At 68.2% G+C, this 22889-nt stretch carries 26 protein-coding genes; 12 read left to right on the top strand and 14 right to left on the bottom strand.

The features are described 5' to 3' along the window. The first annotated feature begins 51 nt into the window (after positions 1–51). Positions 52–1020, top strand: coding sequence for a transposase (locus tag OD750_RS01475; protein ID WP_263543769.1), 969 nt, complete (start codon positions 52–54; stop codon positions 1018–1020). Positions 1021–1899: 879 nt separating this feature from the next. Then, a complete protein-coding gene (locus OD750_RS01480; protein WP_263543768.1) occupies positions 1900–2403 on the top strand; it encodes a transposase in 504 nt (167 codons plus the stop codon). Positions 2404–2487: 84 nt separating this feature from the next. Here the strand turns inward: OD750_RS01480 and OD750_RS01485 are convergent, their stop codons facing one another. The 7 genes from OD750_RS01485 to OD750_RS01515 form a co-directional block, all read right to left on the bottom strand. Next, entirely contained in the window at positions 2488–2991 is a 504-nt protein-coding gene (locus tag OD750_RS01485) for a hypothetical protein (protein ID WP_263543767.1), read from the bottom strand. 138 nt (positions 2992–3129) lie between these two features. Next, positions 3130–3891 (bottom strand): class I SAM-dependent methyltransferase, encoded by a 762-nt coding sequence (locus tag OD750_RS01490; protein ID WP_263543766.1) that lies wholly within the window; start codon positions 3889–3891, stop codon positions 3130–3132. Between the two features lie 93 nt (positions 3892–3984). Next, entirely contained in the window at positions 3985–4542 is a 558-nt protein-coding gene (locus OD750_RS01495) for a TMEM165/GDT1 family protein (RefSeq protein WP_263543765.1), read from the bottom strand. A 257-nt stretch (positions 4543–4799) separates the two neighbouring features. Further along, entirely contained in the window at positions 4800–5759 is a 960-nt protein-coding gene (locus tag OD750_RS01500; RefSeq protein WP_263543764.1) for a hypothetical protein, read from the bottom strand. Between the two features lie 20 nt (positions 5760–5779). Beyond that, the gene (locus OD750_RS01505) at positions 5780–6346 is read right to left on the bottom strand and encodes a 2OG-Fe(II) oxygenase (RefSeq protein ID WP_263543763.1); all 567 of its coding nucleotides are present in this window, start codon (positions 6344–6346) and stop codon (positions 5780–5782) included. A 79-nt stretch (positions 6347–6425) separates the two neighbouring features. Then, positions 6426–6899 (bottom strand): hypothetical protein, encoded by a 474-nt coding sequence (locus tag OD750_RS01510; RefSeq protein ID WP_263543762.1) that lies wholly within the window; start codon positions 6897–6899, stop codon positions 6426–6428. A gap of 227 nt (positions 6900–7126) precedes the next feature. Next, positions 7127–8128: a dipeptidase gene (locus OD750_RS01515; RefSeq protein WP_263543761.1), complete on the bottom strand. Its 1002-nt coding sequence runs from the start codon at positions 8126–8128 to the stop codon at positions 7127–7129. A gap of 80 nt (positions 8129–8208) precedes the next feature. Between OD750_RS01515 and OD750_RS01520 the strand changes: the two genes are divergently transcribed. The 3 genes from OD750_RS01520 (at position 8209) to OD750_RS01530 (ending at position 10958) form a co-directional block, all read left to right on the top strand. Next, on the top strand, positions 8209–8913 hold the full coding sequence (locus OD750_RS01520; RefSeq protein ID WP_263543760.1) for an SDR family oxidoreductase: 705 nt from the start codon (positions 8209–8211) through the stop codon (positions 8911–8913). Positions 8914–8937: 24 nt separating this feature from the next. Further along, positions 8938–9552, top strand: a complete 615-nt coding sequence (locus tag OD750_RS01525; protein ID WP_263543759.1) for an SMI1/KNR4 family protein — start codon at positions 8938–8940, stop codon at positions 9550–9552. 158 nt (positions 9553–9710) lie between these two features. Beyond that, positions 9711–10958: a TCR/Tet family MFS transporter gene (locus OD750_RS01530; RefSeq protein ID WP_263543758.1), complete on the top strand. Its 1248-nt coding sequence runs from the start codon at positions 9711–9713 to the stop codon at positions 10956–10958. A gap of 1 nt (position 10959) precedes the next feature. Here the strand turns inward: OD750_RS01530 and OD750_RS01535 are convergent, their stop codons facing one another. Both OD750_RS01535 and OD750_RS01540 read right to left on the bottom strand, forming a co-directional pair. Next, a complete protein-coding gene (locus OD750_RS01535; protein WP_263543757.1) occupies positions 10960–11889 on the bottom strand; it encodes a hypothetical protein in 930 nt (309 codons plus the stop codon). Positions 11890–11957: 68 nt separating this feature from the next. After that, complete coding sequence (locus tag OD750_RS01540) at positions 11958–12632, bottom strand: peptidoglycan DD-metalloendopeptidase family protein (RefSeq protein WP_263543756.1); 675 nt, start codon at positions 12630–12632, stop codon at positions 11958–11960. A gap of 272 nt (positions 12633–12904) precedes the next feature. Between OD750_RS01540 and OD750_RS01545 the strand changes: the two genes are divergently transcribed. Beyond that, positions 12905–13663 carry a hypothetical protein gene (locus OD750_RS01545; protein ID WP_263543755.1) on the top strand — a complete coding sequence of 253 codons (759 nt, stop codon included), beginning with the start codon at positions 12905–12907 and terminating at the stop codon, positions 13661–13663. A 23-nt stretch (positions 13664–13686) separates the two neighbouring features. Here OD750_RS01545 and OD750_RS01550 read toward each other — a convergent pair whose 3' ends face one another. Next, positions 13687–15192, bottom strand: coding sequence for a M36 family metallopeptidase (locus OD750_RS01550; protein WP_263543754.1), 1506 nt, complete (start codon positions 15190–15192; stop codon positions 13687–13689). A gap of 194 nt (positions 15193–15386) precedes the next feature. Between OD750_RS01550 and hemP the strand changes: the two genes are divergently transcribed. Continuing rightward, positions 15387–15587: a hemin uptake protein HemP gene (gene hemP / locus OD750_RS01555; protein WP_263543753.1), complete on the top strand. Its 201-nt coding sequence runs from the start codon at positions 15387–15389 to the stop codon at positions 15585–15587. A gap of 253 nt (positions 15588–15840) precedes the next feature. Beyond that, positions 15841–16446 carry a hypothetical protein gene (locus tag OD750_RS01560; protein ID WP_263543752.1) on the top strand — a complete coding sequence of 202 codons (606 nt, stop codon included), beginning with the start codon at positions 15841–15843 and terminating at the stop codon, positions 16444–16446. 4 nt (positions 16447–16450) lie between these two features. Here OD750_RS01560 and OD750_RS01565 read toward each other — a convergent pair whose 3' ends face one another. Continuing rightward, complete coding sequence (locus tag OD750_RS01565) at positions 16451–17002, bottom strand: GNAT family N-acetyltransferase (RefSeq protein ID WP_263543751.1); 552 nt, start codon at positions 17000–17002, stop codon at positions 16451–16453. A 115-nt stretch (positions 17003–17117) separates the two neighbouring features. On the opposite strand from OD750_RS01565, the gene OD750_RS01570 reads away from it, so the two are divergent. After that, on the top strand, positions 17118–17573 hold the full coding sequence (locus OD750_RS01570) for a DUF1579 domain-containing protein (protein WP_263543750.1): 456 nt from the start codon (positions 17118–17120) through the stop codon (positions 17571–17573). 8 nt (positions 17574–17581) lie between these two features. Continuing rightward, a complete protein-coding gene (locus tag OD750_RS01575; protein WP_263543749.1) occupies positions 17582–18073 on the top strand; it encodes a DUF4184 family protein in 492 nt (163 codons plus the stop codon). Positions 18074–18102: 29 nt separating this feature from the next. On the opposite strand, the gene OD750_RS01580 is transcribed toward OD750_RS01575, so the two are convergent. Genes OD750_RS01580 through OD750_RS01590 form a run of 3 tightly spaced genes read right to left on the bottom strand, consistent with a single transcriptional unit; the run spans position 18103 to position 20601 of the window. Then, entirely contained in the window at positions 18103–19422 is a 1320-nt protein-coding gene (locus OD750_RS01580; RefSeq protein WP_263543748.1) for a PDZ domain-containing protein, read from the bottom strand. 10 nt (positions 19423–19432) lie between these two features. Further along, positions 19433–20026, bottom strand: coding sequence for a hypothetical protein (locus OD750_RS01585; protein WP_263543747.1), 594 nt, complete (start codon positions 20024–20026; stop codon positions 19433–19435). Then, positions 19999–20601, bottom strand: coding sequence for an RNA polymerase sigma factor (locus tag OD750_RS01590; RefSeq protein ID WP_263543746.1), 603 nt, complete (start codon positions 20599–20601; stop codon positions 19999–20001). The genes OD750_RS01585 and OD750_RS01590 overlap by 28 nt, the downstream gene beginning before the upstream one ends. 213 nt (positions 20602–20814) lie before the next feature. Here OD750_RS01590 and OD750_RS01595 point away from each other — a divergent pair, with 213 nt between their 5' ends. Both OD750_RS01595 and OD750_RS01600 read left to right on the top strand, forming a co-directional pair. After that, the gene (locus OD750_RS01595; RefSeq protein ID WP_263543745.1) at positions 20815–22089 is read left to right on the top strand and encodes an efflux RND transporter periplasmic adaptor subunit; all 1275 of its coding nucleotides are present in this window, start codon (positions 20815–20817) and stop codon (positions 22087–22089) included. A gap of 71 nt (positions 22090–22160) precedes the next feature. Continuing rightward, positions 22161–22886, top strand: a complete 726-nt coding sequence (locus OD750_RS01600) for an ABC transporter ATP-binding protein (protein WP_263543744.1) — start codon at positions 22161–22163, stop codon at positions 22884–22886. The last annotated feature ends 3 nt before the right edge of the window (positions 22887–22889 follow it).

A 22889-nucleotide genomic window follows, 5' to 3' on the forward strand; every position in this document is an offset into this window, starting at 1 on the left:
CGGCGACAATCGCCCGATGCGCTGACGCCGGGATGCCGTCACGCTACGGGCATGACCATCGCCCGCATGCACATCGTTGACGCCCAGATTGCCGGCACCTATCACGTGGTCTCGCGCTGCGTTCGTCGCGCTTGGCTGTGCGGGCGCGATCCGTTGACGGGCAGCGACTTCTCGCACCGCAAGCGCTGGATCGAAGAGCGCATCGTCGCTCTGGCCGAGCTATTCGCCATCGCGGTTTACGCGTATGCCGTGATGAGCAACCACGTCCATCTGGTCGTGCGAATCGATCCCGAAGCGTCGCAGCAGTGGGATGTGGAAACCGTCCTGCGCCGTTGGTTTGCCGTATCGCCGCGCAAGCACGACACCGACGAAACGCAGCAACAGCGAACCGAGGCAAACACCGGCAACGAAGCGCGAATCGCCGAGTATCGATCGCGGCTCGGCAGTCTCAGCTGGTTCATGCGCGCGCTGAACGAATCGGTCGCGCGGGCGGCCAACGCCGAAGATGGCTGCAAAGGACGATTCTGGGAAGGCCGGTTTCGTTGTCAGGCGTTGCTCGACGATGCTGCCGTGCTGAGCGCGATGACGTATGTCGACCTGAATCCGCTGCGCGCGCGAATCGTCGAGAAACCGGAGGCGGCGAAGAACGTTTCGTTCCGCCATCGCTTCGCTGCGGTCAAGCGCTCCCAAGCGCCCGACCGCCCGCTGCTGCCGATCGCCGGCAACGGGCCTGCATGCAATGTGAGCGACGTGGAATACCTGAAGCTCGTCGACGAAACCGGACGCATGATCCGGAACGACAAACCCGGATCCATCGATCGGTCGCTGCCGGCGATCGTTCGGCGACTCGGCCTATCAGAGAGTGCGTGGCTCGGCCAAGTGCAGGGAACGCAGTCGCGATACTGGCGAGTCATCGGGCGCGTCGAATCGTTTCTCGACAAAGCCGCGGAGCTCAAGCAGCGCTGGCTTCAGGGGCTCGCGTTCGCGAGGCGCTTGAGGGTTGCGTCGAACTCGGTGTGACGGCCAGGAGCGCTTCCCCGCTGTTCGCGACATGACTTGTTGACCACTTCTGTGACGCCATTCGTCCCATTCAGCCAGGACCCAGCATTTGTTGTCGCGAGAGTTTGGTTTTGTGGCCTGTCGAGTGCAAGTAGGCTTCGCGATGGCTCGTGCCGCCATACGGCTTCGGCAAGTTCAATTTTCTGCTAGATTTTGCCAATCTTGGATGTCCAGATTTGCCGATGTCCTGACGATGTCCAGATTTGCCCGCAGATTTTCCTCGATTTCAGAAAAATGGAGGGGTGATGGCCGCGAAGACTTGGTCCGGAGTGCCCGTTGAGAAATTGCAGGACTGGCGGCGCGCATACTCGAATTTTTCCTCCGAGTATTTCGTTCACGCACCCTGCCCGATCTGTGGGGGGATGGGGCTTCGTCGCTACTACTATTTTGTTGGGAAACGACTGCGGATTGAGCTGTGCGGGAATTTGTACCAAGGCAAGGGAGGGTTTTGGGCGTGGTGCACACTTTGCAGGTCGTATCTGCACTCCGAGGCCCTTGTGCCGGAGGATTGGATGCACACGTTCACTGATTTTGATCACTATCATCTAACTCCTGTCCCGGATGTTATTGACGAAAAAATCAACGAAATAGTTGGGCGTTCGAATTGCGACTAGCACGCGAAATGCTGATCGCTCGGGGAAAAAGAAGGCTGGATGTCCAGGATTCTGGATGTCCAGGATTCTGGAAAGCTGGACACCCACCGGAAAGCTGGACACCCGAAATCTGCCAGTGGCCCTAGAAATCCTAGAAATCCTGGACATCCAGACATCCGAAATTTCCCAGGCAACTCGGCGGCAATCGCCCGATGCGTTATCGCCCGGATGACGTCACGCTGCCGACATGACCATCGCCCGCATGCACATCGTTGACGCCCAGGTCGCCGGCACCTATCACTTCGTCTCGCGCTGCGTTCGTCGCGCTTGGCTGAGCGGACGCGATCCGTTGACAGGCAGCGACTTCTCGCATCGCAAGCGCTGGATCGAAGAGCGCATCGTCGCCCTGGCCGCGCAGTTCGCTATCGCGGTCTACGCGTATGCCGCGATGAGCAACCACGTCCATCTGGTCGTACGAATCGATCCCGAAGCGTCGCAGCAATGGGATGTGGAAACCGTCCTGCGCCGTTGGTTTGCCGTATCGCCGCGCAAGCACGACACCGACGAAACGCAGCAACAGCGAACCGAGGCAAACACCGGCAACGAGGCGCGAATCGCCGAGTATCGATCGCGGCTCGGCAGTCTCAGCTGGTTCATGCGCGCGCTGAACGAATCGGTCGCGCGGGCGGCCAACGCCGAAGATGGCTGCAAAGGGCGATTCTGGGAAGGTCGGGTTCGTTGTCAGGCATGACCGCGAAATCCCGAAATCCTGGACGCTGGAAATCTCATTCGAAGGACCAGTACGAAGGAAGTACGATCCGCGATCGTCGACGGATCAGATGCCGTGCGAATCGCTGTCCGCGAGCGCTTTGCTCAGATCCTGCACTGCTGTCAGCATGCCATCTTCGAAAGTCAGCTCCAGCACTTTTACGAATTTCGTCGGCGACGGGAAACGCAACTCCGGGTGCGATTCTCGATACGGCTCACGACCGATCCGCACCCGGCCGGTGTATCGCAGGCGCAGCCCGATGCGCTCGAACATCCATCTGCCAACGTCGGGCATTGTCGACTCTCGAGCTTCGACACCGTTCAGCGACGGTGGGCGTTTCAGCTGCGACGCCGGCACGCGACCTTCCTGATGGTTGACGTGGAACGCATCGAGCACGAGGAGATCATCCCGGACTTCGTACACGCACAGATAGCCGCGCCGGCATGCCGTACTCGACGATACCGGGCGAAAATCGTAGTCGGTCGGCACGAACGGCTCGCCGTCGACGAAACTTGCGATCAGGTGATTCCGACCGTCGAAGATGACGACGTCCGACTTTTGAAGGGTCATGGCTTTGTGGCGACGTGAAGATCCAGAGCGGTCGATTGTCGGGCATGCGTGTCGGAAAGAAGCGAGTGCCGCGTCGCCCCCGCCAGTAGGCCTGGTGTGTTCCTTGCGCCGGGATGCCGACGATCCGACGCTTCAGCGTCAAACTCTCCGATACGCAACCATGCACGTCTCGTACGGGAATGCCACGTCGCCGCCGTGCGAGAGCTCCGGCGTTCGCGCGATCAGCGCGTTCACTTCTTGTGCGACGACGTCGCGCTGCTCGGCCGGAAGTCCCGCGATGAAGCTGACCGACAGCGTACGTCCGAGCACGACGTCCTCGGCGGCGCCGACATGGCTGTTGCGCACGAGGCGTTCACCGACGAACGCGAAGCCCGGCGCAGGGAAGACGCGTCGCCAGTCGCCGGTCCGATAGCGTGGCGTGTCGCCTTCGTACCGATTCGTGATCGCCGACAGTTCGGCGACCCACGGCACGCTCTCGTCGCGAACGTTCCAGATCAGTCCCAGCGCGCCGCCGGTCGCCAGCACCCGATGCATTTCGGACAGCGCCGCCGGTGTGGCGAACCAGTGAAACGCCTGCGCGCAGACCACGGCATCCACCGACGCGTCGGGAAGCGGGATTGCCTCGGCGGTTCCGGCCATCGCCTCGACGTCGGGATGGTCGCGGATCAGCCGCTCGCGCATCTCGTCGATCGGTTCTAGGGCGACGATCGTGCCGCCGCATTGCTTGAGCACCGGCACGAACTTGCCGGTGCCTGCGCCGACCTCAAGCACCTTGCGACCGGGACCGACCCCGACGACGTCGCACAGCCAGTCGACCGCCTCGGGCGGATAGCCGGGGCGACCACGCACATAGTGCGCGGCGCCCGTGTGATATCCCTTCGACTTCTCGTGGATCGGCATGTGTTTCTCGTCCGGGTTCGCACGAGCCCAGCATCGGTCGTCGACGAGCGACGGTCAACGCCGATGTCGTCGCCTGAAAACGCGCGCCGCGCGTCAGCGCAGCGCGATCCACACGGCCAGCACCAGAAACAGGATCGCCGCGCCGATGCGCGCGGCCCTGAGCGGCAGGCGTTCGGCGAACTTCGCGCCGAGAAAGACCACCGGCACGTTCGCCAGCAACATGCCGAGCGTCGTGCCGGCGACGATCTGCCAGAGCGGCGAATACTGCGCGGCGAGCACCACGGTCGCGACCTGCGTCTTGTCGCCCATTTCGGCGATGAAGAACGCGACGATCGTCGCGACGAGCACGCCGTGACCGGCGCCCCTGGCCGCGTCGTCGTCGTCGGCCTTGTCCGGCACCAGCGTCCATGCCGCGACCGCGAGAAAACTCGCGACGACGATCCACTTCAGTACTTCGGGAGAAAGCCATTCCGATACCAGCGCGCCGGCGGCGCCGGCCAGCGCGTGGTTGGCGAGCGTGGCCACGAGTATGCCGATGCAGATCGGCCAGGGACGGCGGTATTTGGCGGCGAGGATCAGCGACAGCAGCTGTGTCTTGTCGCCGATTTCGGCGATGGCGACGGCACCGGTCGACACGAGGAACGCTTGCATGGGAACTCCGGCGGGCTGGGGCGGAACGGACGCAATGGCTCACACGCGTCCGCCCCTGCCCGGGTCGTCGCATGCGTGCCAAAGGTCTTGCCGGGCGACGGATCGTCGCAGCTGCGCCATGGTCGCAACGGACCAAGTGTGTTGACGCAGGGCCCGCGCGCGCGGCGCGGTCGGCTACTCCCCAATGGAGCGGGGCGCAGTGTAGGGGCGTGCCGGCCTCGAAACAAGGTTTGCCGGTTGCGACGTTCGTCGCGGCGTCAGTTGTCGCGTCCGCTGAAATACTCGAGCCGCAGCTTGTCGGCGGCGGCCTGCGCCGCGGCGCGCTCGTCGTCGGTCAGCGCGTCGCGCAGTTCGGCGAGCAGTTGCTGCGTGCGTTCCAGGCGCGCCGGATCGGGCTGCGTCGACAGATACAGCCAGAGCAGTTCGTACGCCCGTTTCGGATCGTTCGCGAGCGAGGCGTTGAAGGCGTTGCGCGTCACCGCGCCGCGGCGGCGCTCGTCGTAGTCGTCCTTCGCGTAGGCCACGCCGAGCGCGAACGCGGCTTCGGCGTCGCCTTCGGCGAGTTGCGCCTGCGCGATGCCGAGCGCGCGTGCCGACCAGTCGCGCCGGCGCGCGTCGTTGGCGGCGAGGTCGGCCGGCGGCGTGTCGATGAACTGCCACTTCGCCTGCGTCGGCCCCGACAGCGCGGCGGCGAGCGCGATGCGGTAGACCTCGTCGTCGGTCGGATCCTGGCTGCCGGCGCACAGAGTTTCGAGCCGCTCCATGAGGTTCTGCGCGTTCGCCGCGGCGATTTCGGCACTGTTGGCCGGATTGCGAAACGCTTCGAGTTCGTCCGGCGGCATCGCGAAGAACGGCGGCTGGCTGCCGCCCGCGGCGGCGGCGTCGATCAGCTTGCGTGCGAATCCTTCCGGCGCCGCCGACCACTCGCGCCAGCGCCGGCAGTCGGCCTGTTCGCGATACCAGCGCCATGCCGCGGCGCCGTCGCCGCCGCTCGCGCGTTCGCGCAGCGCCGTGTCGGTCGACGCGTGCGGCGCATCGGCGGGCGGCAGCGGCGCGCGTGCGACGGTCGGCGTTTGCGTTGCGTGTGGCGGCGTCGCCGCAACCGCAGGCGGCGGCGCGGCGCGTTCGGGCGCCGGCGCGCGCTGCTGCGTGACATACCAGGCGCCCGCGGCGGCGGCGGCAACGACGGCGAGCAGTACGACGGCGCGGGTTTGCATGGTGTTCCTCGGCTTCGCGGCTACACGCCGGGCGCGAGCAGCCAGGACGCGATGGTATAGCGTTTGCCGTGCGTGACGATCGCGACCTCGTGCGTCGTCTCGGCCCGAAACGCCACGAGCGTGCCGGCGGAGGGTGTCAGCATCTCGCGACGGTTCGGCTCGTCGCGCCCGCCGTGCAGCACGAGCGCGCCGCCGGCATAGTCGGCGGGATCGCTCAGCGCGATCACGAACGAGACGCGCCGATGCCGCGAGGCGTCATGGACGAGCGGCGTGTTGCCGTCCTGGTGCGCCACGAAATAGTCGCCGGGGTCGTAGCGCAGGAACTGCGGCGGCTCGCACGCGCCCAGCGCCGCGCCGTGCCACGTTTCGATGTCGCCGCGCCGGGCTTCGATTCGCGCCAATACGGCTTGTTCGATGCCAGCGCCGGGCGTCAGGCGCGTCGAGCGGCGCATCTGCGGCGCGACGCGACCGCCGGGCTGCGCCGACATTATCGTCGCGGCGCCGCCTTCGGCATCGCGCACGACGCGGCGCCAATGTTCCAGTGTCGCCGCGTCGAGAAAATCGCCGATTCTGAGCCAGTCGAGCACCGCGCGCCTCGCCGCAAAGAGCGGCAACGTAGCCGTCGCGCGCCGCGCGCGCAAGCGGCGCGGCGGCCGGTGCGGCGGCTTACAGGCAACCGATCAGCCCTTCGTAGATCGGCATGTCGCTTCGCGGCAGCGGCGCGTACAACGGCCGGTCGCCGGCCAGCGCGGCGAGGAGTTCGTGCAGCGTCGTGCCGCGCACGATCGGGACGCGGCAGCGCCACGTGCGCGTGTCGACGAGGATGCGGCCGGTCGGCGCGTCGACTTCCTCGTTGCTTGCGGCGAACACCCATACGCAGCGGCCGATCGCGCCGGTCGCGCGCTCGACCGAACAGCGCATGCGCAGCGCTTCGATATTGCTCCATTCGCCTTCGCAGAACGTGTCGGCGCAGATGTCGTCGAAGTTGCGGCGCAGGTTGGCGAGCAGCGTGTACCACGCTTCGACGTCGGCGTCGGTGCGCACCCAGCTGCCGGCTTCGACGTATTCGCGCGGCGGCGTCTGCGCGCCGGCCGAGCCCGCGGCGAGCATCAGCGACAACAGCAGCGACAGGCGTTTCATGTGAGCGCTCCTTGGGTTGGGGAGCGCCAGTTCAACGCGTGCGCCGTGCCGGTTTCAAGCCGCGATGTTGCGAAAGATAAAAATTAGAAAACTATTTGAAGCGACAAATTATCATTGAAATATCACGGCTGCCGGCGCGCGTTCGTACGGGGCCGTATGTCGATTGCGGCGACGCTCATCGTACGTTTGTGTATTTCAATACTCGGAACAACGCCGCAAGCCGGCCGTCAGCGCCACACCTGCCGCGCGATGCGCATCCAGTTGCCGCCGAGCACGGCGGCGACGTCGTTTTCCGGCCATCCGCGCGCGAGCAGCGTTTCGGTCAGCTCCGGCAGCTGCTCGGGTTCGACCATGCGGATGCCGGCGCCGTAGCCCAGATGCGGCGGAAACGTCACGGGATGCGCGGCGATGTATTCGTCGACTTCCGCGCTGTCGAACGTGTAGTCGAGGCCGAGGCCGACGTGCTCGACGCCGACGAGACCGGCGACGTACTCGACGTGCCGCGCGAGCGTCGCCGACGACGCGTCGTTGTCGCCGAGAAAGATGCCGATGCCGTTGATGCCGACGACGCCGCCGCGCGCGGCGCAGGCGCGGATCAGATCGTCCGGGATGTTGCGCGGATGGTCGCGCAGCGCGCGCGGATTGGAGTGCGAGAAGATCACCGGCGTCGGCGACGCGTCGATCGCTTCGCGCGCCGTGCGGTAGCCCGTGTGCGAGCAGCACGCGATCATGCCGACGCGCGCCATTTCCTCGAGCATGCGACGGCCGTAGTCGGTGAGGCCGCCGTCGTCGTCCTGGCAGCCGCCGCCGGCGAGATTGTTGCGGTTGTACGCGACGAGCATCCAGCGCACGCCGAGGTCGTAGTACAGCCGCACGAGGCTCAGCTGGTCGCCGATCGCGCGTGCGCCTTCGATGTCGAAGCCGACCGCGAGAAGGCCTTCGGCGCGGGCGCGTTCGATGTCGTCGACGGTGCCGATCAGGCGATAGCGGTCGGCGTTGCCGGCGAACCAGTCGCGCAGCGCGGCGAGCATGCGCAGGTGATCCTCGATGCTCTGGTCGCCGAAGCCGACGTTGACGATCACGACGTCGGCGCCGGCCGCGCGGTGGCGTTCGAGCTGCGGCAGGAAGCGCGTGTCGTGCGGGCGCAGCGGCATGCACGCGTGGTTGTCCCAGACGAGGTGGCGCGCGAGCAGTTCGCGGGCGTGCGGCGCGGCGGCGATGGCGTTCATCGCGCGAGCGTAGCGCCTTGCGCCGCGCGGGGGAACGATCGGGCGCGCTACCATAGCGCTCTTATCCCGAGGGACCGACTATGAACTTCACTGATCGCATCGTCATGGTGACCGGCGCGGCCGGCAATCTCGGCCGCGCCGTCGCGCAGGCGTTCGCCGACCGCGGCGCGCGCCTCGTGCTCGTGGACGTCAAGCGCGAGTATCTGGAAAAAGCGTTCGGCGCCGAGAACGACGCGCGCCGCTTCGCGCCGACCGACCTGCTCGACGCCGCGCAGGTCGCCGTGACGGTCGACGGCGCGATCGCGCAGTTCGGACGCATCGACGTGCTGTGCAATCTCGCCGGCGGATTCCGCATGGGCGAGGCGGTGCACGAAACCTCGGCGAAGAACTGGGATTTCCTGTTCGACATCAACGCGCGCACGCTGCTCAACATGGTGCATGCGGTGGTGCCGCGCATGCTCGCGGCCGGCGGCGGCAAGATCGTCAACGTCGGCGCGTTCTCGGCGCAGAAGGGCGTCGCGCAGATGGCCGCGTACACGGCGTCGAAGGCGGCGGTGATCCGCCTGACCGAGGCGATGTCGGCGGAACTGCGCGAGCAGGGCGTCAACGTCAACTGCGTGCTGCCGACGATCATCGACACGCCGGAAAACCGCGCGGCGATGCCGGGCGCCGATCCGTCGCGCTGGGTGGCGCCGGCGGACCTCGCCAACGCGATCGCGTTTCTCGCGTCGGACGAAGCGCGCGCGGTGCACGGCGCGGCGTTGCCGGTGACGGGGTTGAGCTGATCCAAGGCGACACGGACACGACCAATGACCCTAGAGCGCTCGACCGGCGAATGGACCGCGCTGCTTGCGCGGTTCTGCGACGAGCAGATCCGGCGTGTCGAAGCAACATCGGACCTGCACGATGTCGCCGAGATGCTGACCCACCATCAGCCGGTTTCCGATTCGCTGGTCGAACGCGCCGACCTTGGGGAATGCATGGCCCCGGGTCTGGACGAAGCCGCGCTCGCCGACCTTGAACGCAGGCTCGGATCGCCGCTGCCGCCGAGCTACCGCCGCTTCCTGGCCGCGACCGACGGACTCGTCGTCGCGTCGAATGTTTCGTTGTTGCCCGCGTGCGACGTCGGGTGGTATCGCGATCTCGATCATGATGCAGTCGAGTCGTGGCAGCGATGGAACGAGGCGAGCGACGCGCAGTATGAGGTCTACGGCCCTGCCCAGGATTGCATCTACATGCGACCGCGGCACTTGCGTACGGCGTTGCAGATCAGCACGTCGATCGACGGCGACGTGCTGCTGCTCGTGCCGGCCGTGCGTTTCGGCGACGAATGGGAAGCCTGGTTTCTCGGCGCGAAGAATCCGGGCGCCAACCGATACCGCTCGTTTGACGAGATGGTCGACGTACTGTTTTTCGGCGACTGAATCGAGGCGCACTCACGGACAAGTGATGACACCCATCACTTGTCCACAACCCGCGCGAACGAAAGAATCCGGCATCCTTCGCCGATCCCGTCGCACCGCCGACGAGCGGCGTTCCCGCGACGCGTTCCGCGTCGCCGCCGCTCTTTCGGATCATCCTCATGTCCACGATCTCGGGCGCCGGCCGTCAGGCCGCGATCGCGTTCATTCTCGTCACCGCGGTGCTCGACATCATCGCGATGGGCATCGTCATTCCGGTGCTGCCGCCGCTGATCGAGGCGTTCGCGGGCTCCAGCGCGCAGGCCGGCGTGATCAACGGCATGTTCATCGCGCTGTGGGGCCTCATGCAGTTCGTCGCGTCGCCGATCATCGGTTCGCTGTCGGATCAGTACGGCCGCCGTCCCGTGCTGCTGCTCTCCGCGCTCGGCCTCGCCGCCGACTACGTGCTGATGGCGCTCGCGCCGAACCTGTGGTGGCTCGCGCTCGGCCGGCTGATCGCCGGCGTCACGTCGGCGAGCTTCACCACCGTTTACGCGTACATGGCCGACATCACCGAGCCCGAGCACCGCGCACGCGCCTACGGCCTGATCGGCGCGGCGTTCAGCGGCGGCTTCGTGCTCGGTCCGCTGCTCGGCGGTTTTCTCGGCGAGATTTCGCCGCGCGCGCCGTTCTGGGTCGCCGGCGCGATGAGCGGCATCGCGTTCCTGTACGGCTGGCTGATCCTGCCCGAATCGCTGCCGGCCGACCGCCGCATGCCGTTCGCGTGGAGCCGCGCCAATCCGTTCGGCGCGATGCGCCTGTTGCGCTCGCATCACGAACTCGTCGGCCTCGCCGTCGTGAATTTCCTGCTGTACTTCGCGCACCACGTGTTCTCGGCGGTGTTCGTGCTGTACGCGGCGTATCGCTACGGCTGGACCGCATGGGAAGTCGGTGCGCTGCTCGCGCTGGTCGGCGTGCTCGACATGCTCGTGCAGGGCGCGCTCGTCGGCCCGGTCGCCAAGCGCTACGGCGACCGTGCGACGATGGTGTTCGGCCTGTTCGGCGGCGCGGTCGGCCTCGCCTGCATGGGCTTCGCGCCGACGAGCCTCGCGTTCGTGCTCGCGATGCTGCCGAACGCGTTGTGGGGCCTCGCCATGCCGACGCTGCAGTCCCTCATGACGCGGCGCGTGTCCGACTCGGAGCAGGGCCAGCTGCAGGGCGCGAACTCGGCGGTCGCGAGCATCGCGGGCGTCGTCTCGCCGCTGTTCTTCGGCTGGATCTATTCGCTGTCGGTCGGCGACAGGCCGCTGATGCCGACGTCCGGTGCGGCGTTTCTGATCGCGGCGCTCGTGCTGCTCGCCGCCGCGCTGATGGGCTGGTTCGTCGCACGCCAGGTGTTGCTGCGAGAGCGCGCCGAAGCTGCGGAGTAAGTCAGTGCCGTGCGTCCAGCGCGGCCTGGCTCTGCGCGTACAGCGCGTGTTCGGCGCGGTTGAGCGGATAGCGCTGCAGCGCGAACAGCGCCGAGGCGCGATCGGCGTCGTCGTAGGCAGGGTCGGTCGCGATGTCGATCAGCGCGAGCTTCATGCGCGCCGACTGCGCCGACGAGCCGATCGCCCCGGCGATCGCGGCGCGGCGTACGGCGAGCGCGGGATCGTTCAGCGCGCGGTGCAGCGCGACTTCGGTATTGGTGGCATTGTCCCATTGTGCATATTGCAGCACCGCCTGCGCGCGCACGTCGGCATCGGCGTGGCGCGAGAGATCGGCGAGCCGCGCGATCACGGGTGCGGCGTCTTCTTCGGCGACGAGGCTCGGCGTCAGCGCTTCGATCAGCGACTTGAGCGCCGCCGGATCGCTTTCGCGTTCGAGCCGCTGCGTGACGAGGTCGCGCGCGTCGGCATCGTTCATCGGAAACATCTTCAAGAGATCGAGGCCGTTGCGGCGCGCCTGCGCGTCGGCGCCGTCGAGCTGCGCGCGCGCGTAGGCGAGCAGTTGCGCGTTCGGGGCGCCGGCGAGAATCGCCAGCAGCGCGCCGCGCGCGTCGAGTTCGGTTTCGGTCGACAGCCGTGCGAGCAGCGAGGCGAGGTACTCAGGGTCGGTGCGCGCGCGGTTCTGCAGGTTTTCCAGCGATTCGGCGCCCTGCGCGAGCGCCTGCGCTTCGGCGACACGCATCGGCGAAGCGGGTTTCGGCACGCGCGCGGCGGCGCTCGAGGCGGCTGCCGATCCGGCGTCGTCGCGCGACGACGGCGCGGTCGTTTCGAAGAGCCGCGACGGCGGTGCGCGCAACGGCGAAAGCCAGGCGCCGGCCGCGGCGCCGACGAGCGCGGCGGCGACGAGGGCGGATGTGGAATGGCGCTTGTTCATGACGTCACCTCGGTCGCGATTGTGTCACCGGTGGCGCGGCCGCCGCAGCGGCGGCCGCGCGGCAATGCTTACGGACACAGCGGTGCGACGAGACCGTCCGAACCGGTGTAGGTGTAGGCGTCCGGAATGAACTGGCCCGAGCCGATGCGGTTCCAGATGCGGCTCGTGCCGCGCGTGCCGGTGATCGTCTCGCCGTAGGTCTGGCACTGGATCGTCACGGTCGCGCCGTCGGCGCGCGAGCCGACGATCGCGTAGCTCGTGCCGGGGCCGGCGCGCACGTTGAGGTTCGCGCCGTTCGTGTCGACGACGCCGGTGACGGTGCCGCTGCCGCAGCGGTTCGCGCTCGTGTAGCTGCGCGTGCCGAAATACAGGATCTGCGCGCCGTTCCACACGATGCGCTGCGCCGAGCCGTTCAGGCGTTCTTCGAAATGCAGGTGCGGGCCGGTCGAACCGCCGGTGCTGCCGACGGTACCGATCGCCTGGCCCTGCGCCACCTGCTGGCCGACCGACACCGACCAGGAGTTCAGATGCGCGTACAGCGTCGTCCACCCGCTGCCGTGATCGATGACGACGTAGCGGCCGTAGCTCGTCGAGCCGAGATTCGTCACGGTGGTGACGCGGCCGGCCGCCGAGGCGACCACGGTGTCGCCGAGGTCGTCGGCGCGATTGAGGTCGACGGAGTTCTGCGGGCTGTGGTTCGTCCGCGTCTGGCCTTCCCAGGTCTGGCCGCACGCGAACGGCATCTGGAAGGCCGGCGCGGCGGTAGCGGCGGATGTGACAAACGCAAGTGTGCACAAGGCAAGTCGCAGGGCGCGACGAAAGCGAGCTTTCATGACCGGTCCCCAGAGTTCGTGAATGCAGGATTCGTGATTGGCGGAGGGCGCGACGGGCGGCGCCCGGCGGCACTGTGCCGGCACGGCCCGGTGGCGCCATTCCGGCCGCATTCCGAAGCGACTCCGGAATGATTCATGCGGCGGGGTTACGATGGGGGCCGCGCTATCTGCAGGAGCCGGCCATGATCCGCGTCGTGATGTTCGATTTCGCCGGAACGGCCGTCGACGAAGACCGGCGGGTTCACCATCACCTGCACGGGCTGGTCGACACGGTCGGCAGTTTCGAGACGGCCGGCGGCAAGCCGTTGCGCACGTGCATCGTGTCGGACGCCGCGATGCCGGCGCGTGCGGCGTTCGAAGCCGAGCTCAAGCGTCTGCGCGTTCGCGCGACGTTCGACGAATGCCTCTGCGTGGCCGCGGACGCCGAACATGTCTCCGCCGCGCGCTCGCTCGGCATGCCGGTGCTGCGGTTCGGCGGCACCGGGGCCGATGCGTTCGACGACTGGTCGCAGGCGCCGGCGCTGATCGCGCAGCGCGTGGCCCCGGAATCCGAGGCGAACGCGCTCGTCGCGATTCGCGCACACCTCACGGCGCGCGGCATCGACGTGGCGTCGATCTCGCCGGCCGACGCGAACGGCAGGCGCATGGTGTCGGCGCGCATCTGGCGGGTGCTGTCGAGCGCGTCGGATTCGCAACCGCTGCGCGTCGCGGTGCCGGTGTCGGCCACGGTCGACCGTGCGCCGAACGGCGCGCTGCGCGCGCACATCGACATGCCGACGAAGGAGGAGATCGACGAGGCGGCGAACTACGCGCGCAGCCTCGCCGCGCACGGGCAGGTCGCGGCGCCCGGCGCGCCGGCGACGGGCGAGGCGACGCATACGCTCGAACCCGACGAACACGGCGGGCACAAGCTCGTGCGCCGCCGCTTCAAGGCCATCTGATCAAGGCGATTCGAGCCGGCGGGTCAACACCCGCACTGGAACCGCTTGCGCTTGAGCACCTTCTTGCCGCCGACCGTGCGCACTTCGTGCGTCGTGTGGTCCCACGGCTTGGCGACCGCGACGGCGCCGCGCCTGCGCGACGGGGCCGCCGCGCGCTTCTTCGGCGTGTCGATCGCGATGCGCCCGTACGCGAGCAGCGACTCGACGTAGGCCAGCACCTCGGCGTCGGTGTCGCTCGTATGCGGCACGGCGCCCATCACCGCGGCGCGACGGCCCGAGGCGCCGACCATCACCGGTTCCTGCGCGAGCGCGACGACGCCTTTGAGCTGCGGATGCAGCGAGGCCAGCGACACGCCGCGCGTCTGCACGGCCGCGATCGCGGGCGTGCCGAACAGGTCGACCTTCGACGTCGACAGCGTCGCGCCGGCGACGTTGCCGAGCCGCCGGCGCACGTCCTTGCGCGTCGCGGCGCTCAATGTCGCGCCGGTCGGCGCCGCGCCGGCGAGCACGGCGGACGGCGCCAGCATCGCGTTCGCGCCGAGCAGAATCTCGTGCGCGGCGAACGCGTCGCGGATGTGCGCGTGGTTCGCGCCGCCGTGCAGCGTCTGGTCGGCGAGCACCATCGCGCGGCCGATCGACTGCATGAAGCGCGTCTTGACCACGGCGGCCTTGAGGCCCTCGATCGTGATCTTGCCGGCGAGGCGCGCGGCGGCCAGCAGCGCCGCGTCGTTCTTCGTCTTCGTCGCGTTGAAGAGATTGGCCACGAGATCCCAGAAGCAGCCGGTGAACACCATGCCGAAGCTGTGCACTTCGTTGAGCAGTTCGCCCGGGCCGCCGTGCATCGGCAGCGTGCTCGGAATCTGGTACTTGAACGTGTTGAACGCGTGCCGCGGTTCGGAGGCGTTGTGGCCGGGCACCGCGATGCCGATCGCGCGCGACAGATCTTCGGCCGTGCTTTCGACGAAGTTGCGCTTGCGCAGGTCGGGCGAGGCCGCGAGCAGCTTCTTGCGCGTTTGCGCGTCTTCGAGCGCGGTCAGGATCGCGACGATGTCGCCGACCGCTTCGTGCACCGCGCCGACTTCGAGAAACGCGACGTCCCACAGGTCCGGGCGCAGCGAATCGAGCAGGCCGTGGCCGACTTCGTGCGCGACGACGTCGGTGCTCGCGCCCGAGAAGAACAGCGCGCCGCCGACGCTTTCGTGGAAAAAGGCAAAACTGGCGCGGTCGTAGGCGGCGTTGAGATCGATGCCGTCGTCGGGCAGCAGCGGCAGCTTCTTGCGATCGGCCTGCCACAGCTTGTGCGGCGCGCCGGACGCCGCCTCCCACGCGTCGACCGCCGCGATCGCAGCTTCGCGCGACTGCCAGAACAGGAACTGCGGCGTACCCGGATCGGCCGCGCCTTCGGCGCTCGGGGCGGGAAAGTCGAAACCCGAGCGGGCGGCGGGCCGGTTCGCCCGCTTGGCCTGCTTGCGCAACGGCGGCGCGTCGGCGCCGGCGCTCGGGTCGTTCGGAATGTAGTTGATCGTCATGCGCGGCTCCTGGACGGGGTGGGGAGCGGCGGTTCGTCGCGAGCCGCCGGCCGGTCTTGCTCGACGTCACTTCTCCACCGAACTGTGCCGAATCGGCGGCGGACCTCTCAGGTCTGCACATTCAGAAAAATGTCGTTGACAGCTAAATGCGAATCGTTATCATTTGCTCGCACCCCGCGGATCCGGAGCTAGCCATGCAAGCGATCACGTCCACCCTCACCCTCAATCGCACCGCGCAGACTGCCGTTTCGCGCCCGGCCGCGCCGGCCGTCGCGCCGCGCCGCGTCGACAGCCGTCTGCTGCTGCGCGAGTCCAAAGAGCTGGTCATCGAGCACATGGGTCAGGAATACCGTCTGCGCCGCACGCGCAACGACAAGCTGATCCTCACCAAGTAAGCGCGAACGCGCGTCCCTCCCGCGGCACGGCGGGCGGTGCGCGCGTTCGTGCGAACGTTCACGTCAGAGCAGCCAGCCCGGCCGACCGCCATCCCGGCCACTTGCCAGCCAGTCTCGGAACCTTCGTCCGCACGCTGACGACGGTTTCATCGCACCGCCCTCGAAGCGCAACGCAGCGCGTTCCGATCGGGGTTCAAACGCACCGCAGTCACGCCCCGCGAAAGCCGCCGGCCTTTCGGCCGAGGAGTAGCGCATGCCCAAATTGCCCCTTTTTGCACGCGCCGAGCGCGGATTGCGTTCGCCCGGCCGCGGCGGCATCTCGGCGGTCGCCGACGAGCCGGCGGCGCCGCCCGCGTTCCAGGCGTTGCGCCTGCCGGCGCAAGTCGCGCTGCGCGACCTCGCGCGGCGCTGGGTCGGACTCGGCCCGGTGCTGTGGCTGTGGCGCGCGCCGTCCGGCAACGCGCCGAGCTTCGACACCATCGCGGGCTGGCGCGGCCTGAACCGCATCGGCCCCGACGGCGTGTGCGAAGCGCTGCGCCTGTACAGCGCCGACGGCTGCGAGCGCGCGCGGCTGTGCCTCTTGCCCGACAGCGACTATCTCGTCTGGGAACACGTGCTGGCCGGCGTGCCGTGCACCGCATGCGACGATCATCGCGGCGGCCACCAGGGTCTGCGCGAAGCGGCGTGGTCGCGGCTCGGCCCGCGCTGGCACGCCTCGCTCGTGCGCTTCCGCCACGCGCACGCGTGCGACAACGGCGACGAGTGGCTGCTGGCGATGCCGGTGCGCGACGTTTCGTCGCCGGGCGCGCGGCTCGCGTCGGAAATCTGTACGGCGCTCGACGCGCGCGTCGTCGATTAGCTAGCTAAAGCGACCGACGCACCTTCGCCAGCACGCGCACGTCGAGCACGCGCCCGTGCTTGACCACGGCGCAGCGCGCCACGCCCTCCTCGTCGAAGCCGCATTTGGCGAGCACGCGCGCCGACGCGGGATTCGTTTCGAGCACCGTGGCGAACAATCGGTACAGCGCGAGCGAGTCCATCACCCACGGCGCGAACAGCCCGACCGCGCGCGTCATCACGCCGCGGCCCCAGTGCTTTTGCGCGAGCCAGTAGCCGATCTCGGCCGACTGCGCGCGTTCGAGCGCGCCCGGGCGAGCGCCGATGCCGCCGCACGCGGCGCCGTCGATTTCGATCGCGAACACCGGATGCGAAAAGTCGACGACGCGGCCTTCGAGAAACGCGATGCCGTCGTCGCGCGTATACGGATGCGGGAAGCGGTCGCTCGTCGCGCGCGCAACGGCCGGATCGTTCGCGTTGGCCACGAGATCGTCGAGGTCGTCGGCGCGCCAGCGGCGCAGCACGAAGCCGTCGCCCTGCAGGCGGACGGCGTTATCGGTCGAATTTAAGGCGCTCATAACCCGAGCGTAACGCCTTGATCGCAAATCGCAACGGACGTTTGGCGATGACGTTCCGATCGCACTAGGCTTGGCGCCCGCAAGGTCTTACCGCTCGACGCAGGAGAGGACACTCATGACCGACATCGCCGCCGCCACGGCCGCGCACCAGCCGCTCGCCGCCTTCGTGGGGGCCTGGAACACGCGCGGCGAAGTGAAACTGCTGGGGCCGTCGGGACGCGGCGCGCCGTTTCATGCGACCGACAACTACGAATGGCTGCCGGGCGGCCACTACCTCGTGCATCGCTACTCGGCGCAGATGCCGGACGGCGCGGTCGACGGCATCGAGATCGTCGGCTGGGACGCGAGCCGCAAGCTCTACACGATGCAGTCGTACGACAGCCAGGGCAACGCCAATACGATGACCGCGGCGGTCGACGGCGACCAGTGGACGTTCACCGGCAACAACGTGCGCTTTCGCGGCGGGTTCGGCGAGGAGGGGCGGGTGTTCGCGGGCGTGTGGGAGATGCGCGAGCGACTGAACGCGCCGTGGCGCGCGTGGATGACCGTGGAGCTGCGGCGCGCGGAGTGATCGCCGCCATGCCGTTCACGCCGTTCCACTTCGGACCCGGCGCGGCGCTGCAGGCGCTGGCGCCGCGGCACGTGAGCTTCATCGCGTTCTGCGGCACGAACGTGCTGATCGACGTCGAGTCGCTGATCAATCTCGTCCGGTCGCGCCATCCGGTGCACGCGTTCTTCCACACGTATATCGGCGCGACGCTCGCGGCCGGTGCCGCGACGCTGCTGTTGTGGGGCGCCTGCCGGCTCGGGCGGCGATGGCGGTTGCCGAACCCGTTCGGGTGGCGCGATCTCGACGCCGTGCCGATCGCGATCGGCGCGTTCGCCGGCGCGTACTCGCACGTCGTGCTCGACAGCCTCATGCACGGAGACATCGCGCCGTTCTCGCCGTTCAGCCAAAGCAATCCGTTGTTCGGCGCCGTGCCGCTCGACGCGCTGCACGCCGGCTGCGCCGTGGCCGGCATGGTCGGATTCGTCGCGCTGCTCTGGCGCGAGGCGCGGCAGGAGCGATAGCGGCGCCGCTCTCGCGGCGCCGGATCGATTCAGTCGTCGTGGCCGCGCGGCGGTGCGGGCGGTCTCGGCGGCGCGGGCGGGGCCGGCGGCGCGGCGACGGGCGGTACCGGCATCGCAGCCATCGGCGTCGGCGGAGCGGGCGGTGCCGGCGGTGCCGGTGCGGCGGGCGGCGCCGGCGGTTCGGGCGGCTCGGGCGGCAGCGGGAACAGCGATTTGAACTCGGGCGCCTTCATGGAGAGCGACAGCGTCTTGCCGCGGCGCAGTACCGACAGTTTCAGGTCGGTGCCGGCCGGCGCGTCGCGCAACAGGCGCATCGCGTCTTCGGGGCTGTCGACCTTGTCGCCGCCGATCGATTGCAATACGTCGCCGCTTTTCAACGACGGCGCGGCGTCGTCGTCGGCCGACAGCACGAGTACGCCTTCCTTCGTGCCGAAGTAGCCCGACAGATCGTCGTTCAGCGCGACGAGGTTCAGACCCCACCACGGCATGCGAAACCGCAGGTCGCGCACGGCGCGTTCCGCGCTGCGCCGCGCGTCGCGTTCGATGCGCCGCACGTCGCGCTGGCTGATCTGCGCCGCACGCTGCGCCTGCTGGCGGATGCGCTCGATCTGCGTCCGGTCGAGCGTGCCGGCTTCGCGCACCGCGCGATCGACGTCGGCGCGGATCTTCTCGGCGTCGATGCCGATGTCGATATCGATGTCGTCGCCGACGTCCACGCCGCCGTCGTGATCGACCGCGACGCGGATCGCGCGCGGCCAGTTCCATGCCTCGCGCCGCACGGCTTTGAGGTTCACGTCGACGTTCTTGCCGTCGCGCAGCACCACGAGCTTCAGGTTCTGGTCGACCTTGAGGTCGCCGAACGCGTTCTGGGTGACGTCCGGCGACTTGCCGTCGACCTTGCGGCCGTCGACGCTGACGACGATGTCGCCGTGGCGCATGCCGGCCTTCTCGGCGGGACCGCCCGGCGTGACGCCGACGATCTTGACGCCTCTCGGGTCGTTCTGCGTGATCACGCCGACGATCGCGCGGTCCTTGTCGCCGATGTAGCGCCACGCGTAGGCGCGCGGGTTCTCGTCGCCGAGCCTGGTCGACAGCTCGCCCATCTTGCGCGTGAGTTCGCGAACCTGTCCGCGCATCTCCTCGAGTTGCGCGCGCGCGGCGGCGTTCGCTTCGGCCGCCGCCTGCGCGCTCGCTGCCGGCGCGGCCGAAGCCGCCGCGGATGCCGATGCGGACGCCGATGCCGACGTTGCGGCGGTGGCCTTCGGCGCCGCCTCGGCCTTCGGTGCGTCGGCGGCGCTCGCGCCCGCCGCGGCGAGCGTCAATGCCAGAAAAAGTACGGTACGTTTCATCGTTGCCTCGTCAATTGATCCAGGTGCCGGGCGCGGCCGCGGTTCCGTTCGCGGCGACGCCGTTGCCAGCCAGGCTGTAAGCGTTGTTCGTTCGAATGGCGGCGAGATCGCGCAGGAGATCCACGCGCTGGCGCCACAGCGCCGCCGCATCCGGCGACGCGTCGTTCGCGCCGGCGAGCTGCAGGTCGACGAGGCCGATCAGGTCTTCGACTTCGGTCGCCGCCATGAGGTCGCGGCCGTCGAGCGGCCCGCCGCTCGCGGAGACCTTGCGCAGCCAGCCTTCGATCCGCTGCGATTCGTCGCGCAGACGCTCGACCGACGGCGCGGGTGCCGCCGCGAGCGTCGTCGTCGTCGTGCCGCCGGGTTCGGCGCCGCCCGGCGTCTGCACGCGGTTGGGCCACACGGCGAACAGCGCGAGTGCTGCGGCGAGCGCGGCCGGTATCGCGTAGCGCTTGCGCACGAGCGGCTGTCGCGCGGCGCCGGCCGCGCGCAGCGCGCGTTCGAGATCGGGCCACGCGCTCGCCGACGGCGACGCGAGCGGCAGGTCGCGCAGCGCTGCCCCGAGCGTGTCGTCGTTCAAGTCGTTTGCGGTGCGAATAGACATGATGCTGACTCCGTAACGCCGAGCAGAAAACCGCGCATGCGGGCCGTGCCTCGGGCTACCTGTGACTTCGAAAAACTGATCGTCTTGCCGAGCGAATCGGCGATTTCCGCGTGCGAGTAGCCTTCGACGTGATACAGCCACAGCACGCTGCGCGTGACCGGCGAGAGCTTGCCGAGCGCCTGTTCGAGCGCCAGGCCGTCGGCATGCACCCACGGCGCCGCGACTTCGGCTTCGATGTCGTCGTACACCGCGTCGAACTCGAGCTTGCGATCCTTGCGCAGGCGCATCAGCGCCTCGTTCAGCGCGATCTGCCGCAGCCAGCCCCAGAACGGCGAGTCGCCGCGGAACTGCGCGATGCGCTGGAACAGCTTGAGCATCGCGTCGTGCAGGATTTCGCGCGCCACGTCGGCGTCGCCGAGCAGGCGCAGCGCAAGCGTGTAGACCGGCCGCTCGAACAAGCGGTAGATCTGTTCGAACGCGCGCAGGTCGCCGCGCTGCGCGCGGTCGATCAGGCTCGTCGGTACGTCGATGGCGAAGGTCGATTGTCGTTCCACGGTCGGATAGATGCGCCTCATCGCGAAACGGTCGCAAGTGCCGCGGCATTCGACTGTCCGGACGCCCGGACACTCGCGACGAACCCCTGTCCGGGCACTGTCCGCGGACACCGTTCGGTATCGCGCACGTCATTCAATTATTTGATTTCAAAAGATTAAATGCGTTGGCACGCCTGTTGCTCTCTCGTCTGCATCAGCGCCATGAACGACGGCGCACGGACAACGGAGCAGACCATGATTCGCGATACCTCAGCCCAGGACAAAGCCGTCGCCGCACCGGCGATGCCCGCTTCGCGCAAGATCCGGCTCGCGGCGATCGCCGGCGGCGTGATCCTGCTCGGCGCGTGGTTCGTGCCGGGCATGGTACGCACGCTCACGCTCGGCGCGACGGTCAGCGCCGAGCGCCTGCGCATCGCGCCGGTGACGCGCGGCAACCTGACGCGCGACGTTTCCGCCCAGGGCAAGGTCGTCGCCGCAGTCGCGCCGACGCTGTACACGCCGACCGGCGGCATCGTCACCTTGACCGTGCAGGCCGGCGACAAGGTTGAGAAGGACCAGGTCGTCGCCGAAGTCGTGAGCCCGGAACTGACGAACAAGCTCGCCCAGGAAATGGCCACGCTGCAGAGCGTCGAGCTCGACGCCGAGCGCGCCGGCATCGACCACCGCAAGCAGAAGCTCGCCACGACCAAGGCGATCGACCAGGCGGAAATCGACCGCCAGACCGCCGCGCGCGAAGTCGAGCGCACCGAGAAGGCGTACAAGCTCGGCGCGCTGCCGCAGCTCGACGTGGCGCGCGCGAAGGACGCGCTGCAGAAGGCCGACATCACGCTCGAACACGCGCGCAAGGATTCGGGCCTGGAACGCGAAAGCCTCGATTTCGAACTGAAGACCAAGATGCTCGCGCGCGACCGCCAGCGCCTGATGGTTGCCGATCTCAAGCGTCAGGTCGACGAGCTGAACCTGCGCTCGCCGGTTGCCGGCCAGGTCGGCCAGCTGCTGGTGCAGCAAAAGGCGAGCGTGTCGGCGAACGCCGGCGTGCTGACCGTCATCGACCTGTCGAAGATGGAAGTGGAAGTGCCGGTGTCCGAAACGTTCGCGCGCGATCTTGCGATCGGCATGCCCGCGCAGATCGTCAACGGCAGCGAGACGTTCGCCGGCGAGCTGTCGGCGGTGAGCCCGGAAGTCGTCAACGGACAGGTCACCGCGCGCGTGCGCTTCACCGACAAGGAGCCTGCTGGTCTGCGCCAGAACCAGCGCCTGTCGACGCGCATCCTGATCGACGAGCACCCGAACGTGCTGATGGTCGAACGCGGCCCGTTCGTCGACGCGGGCGCCGGGCGCGTGGCCTACGTCGTGCGCGACGGCGTCGCCGAGCGGCGCGCGATCGAAGTCGGCGCGACGAGCCTGTCGTCGGTCGAACTCGTCACCGGCGTCAAGGAAGGCGAGCGCATCGTCATCTCCGGCGTCGACGAGTTCAAGGGTGCCGAACGCGTGGCGCTCGCGCGCTGAAGACGCAACGAAATTACCCCGACGCGCATCCAAGTCGCGCCGCAAACCGATTCCCCGCGAGGAAAACCGCCATGTTGAAAATGAATCATCTTTCCAAGGTATACCGCACCCACATGATCGAGACGCACGCGCTGCGCGACTTCTCGATCCACGTGCGCGAAGGCGAGTTCGTCGCCGTCACCGGCCCCTCGGGCTCGGGCAAGACCACGTTCCTCAACATCGCGGGCCTGCTCGAAGAATTTTCCGGCGGCGAATTCTTCATCGACGGCGTGAGCGTGTCGGGTCTGGGCGACGATGCGCGCTCGCGGCTGCGCAACGAGAAGATCGGCTTCATTTTCCAGGGCTTCAACCTGATTCCCGACCTCAACCTGTTCGACAACGTCGACGTGCCGCTGCGCTACCGCGGCTTCAGCGCGGCCGACCGCAAGCGCCGCATCGAAGAAAACCTCGCGCGCGTGGGCCTCGCCTCGCGCATGAAGCACTTCCCGTCGGAACTGTCGGGCGGGCAGCAGCAGCGCGTCGCGATCGCGCGCGCGCTGGCCGGCTCGCCGCGCCTGCTGCTCGCCGACGAACCGACCGGCAACCTCGATTCGCTGATGGCGCGCGGCGTGATGGAACTGCTCGAAGAGATCAACCGCCAGGGCACGACGATCATCATGGTCACGCACGATCCGGAACTCGCCGCGCGCGCGCAGCGCAACGTGCACGTGATCGACGGCCAGGTCACCGACTTCGACGAGGAGCCGCGCCTGCGCGTGCCCGAGAACGGCCGCGACACGGTCGCGACGACGGCCTGAGGA

The sequence above is a fragment of the Tahibacter soli genome (assembly GCF_025717065.2).
GTDB lineage: Bacteria > Pseudomonadota > Gammaproteobacteria > Xanthomonadales > Rhodanobacteraceae > Tahibacter > Tahibacter soli.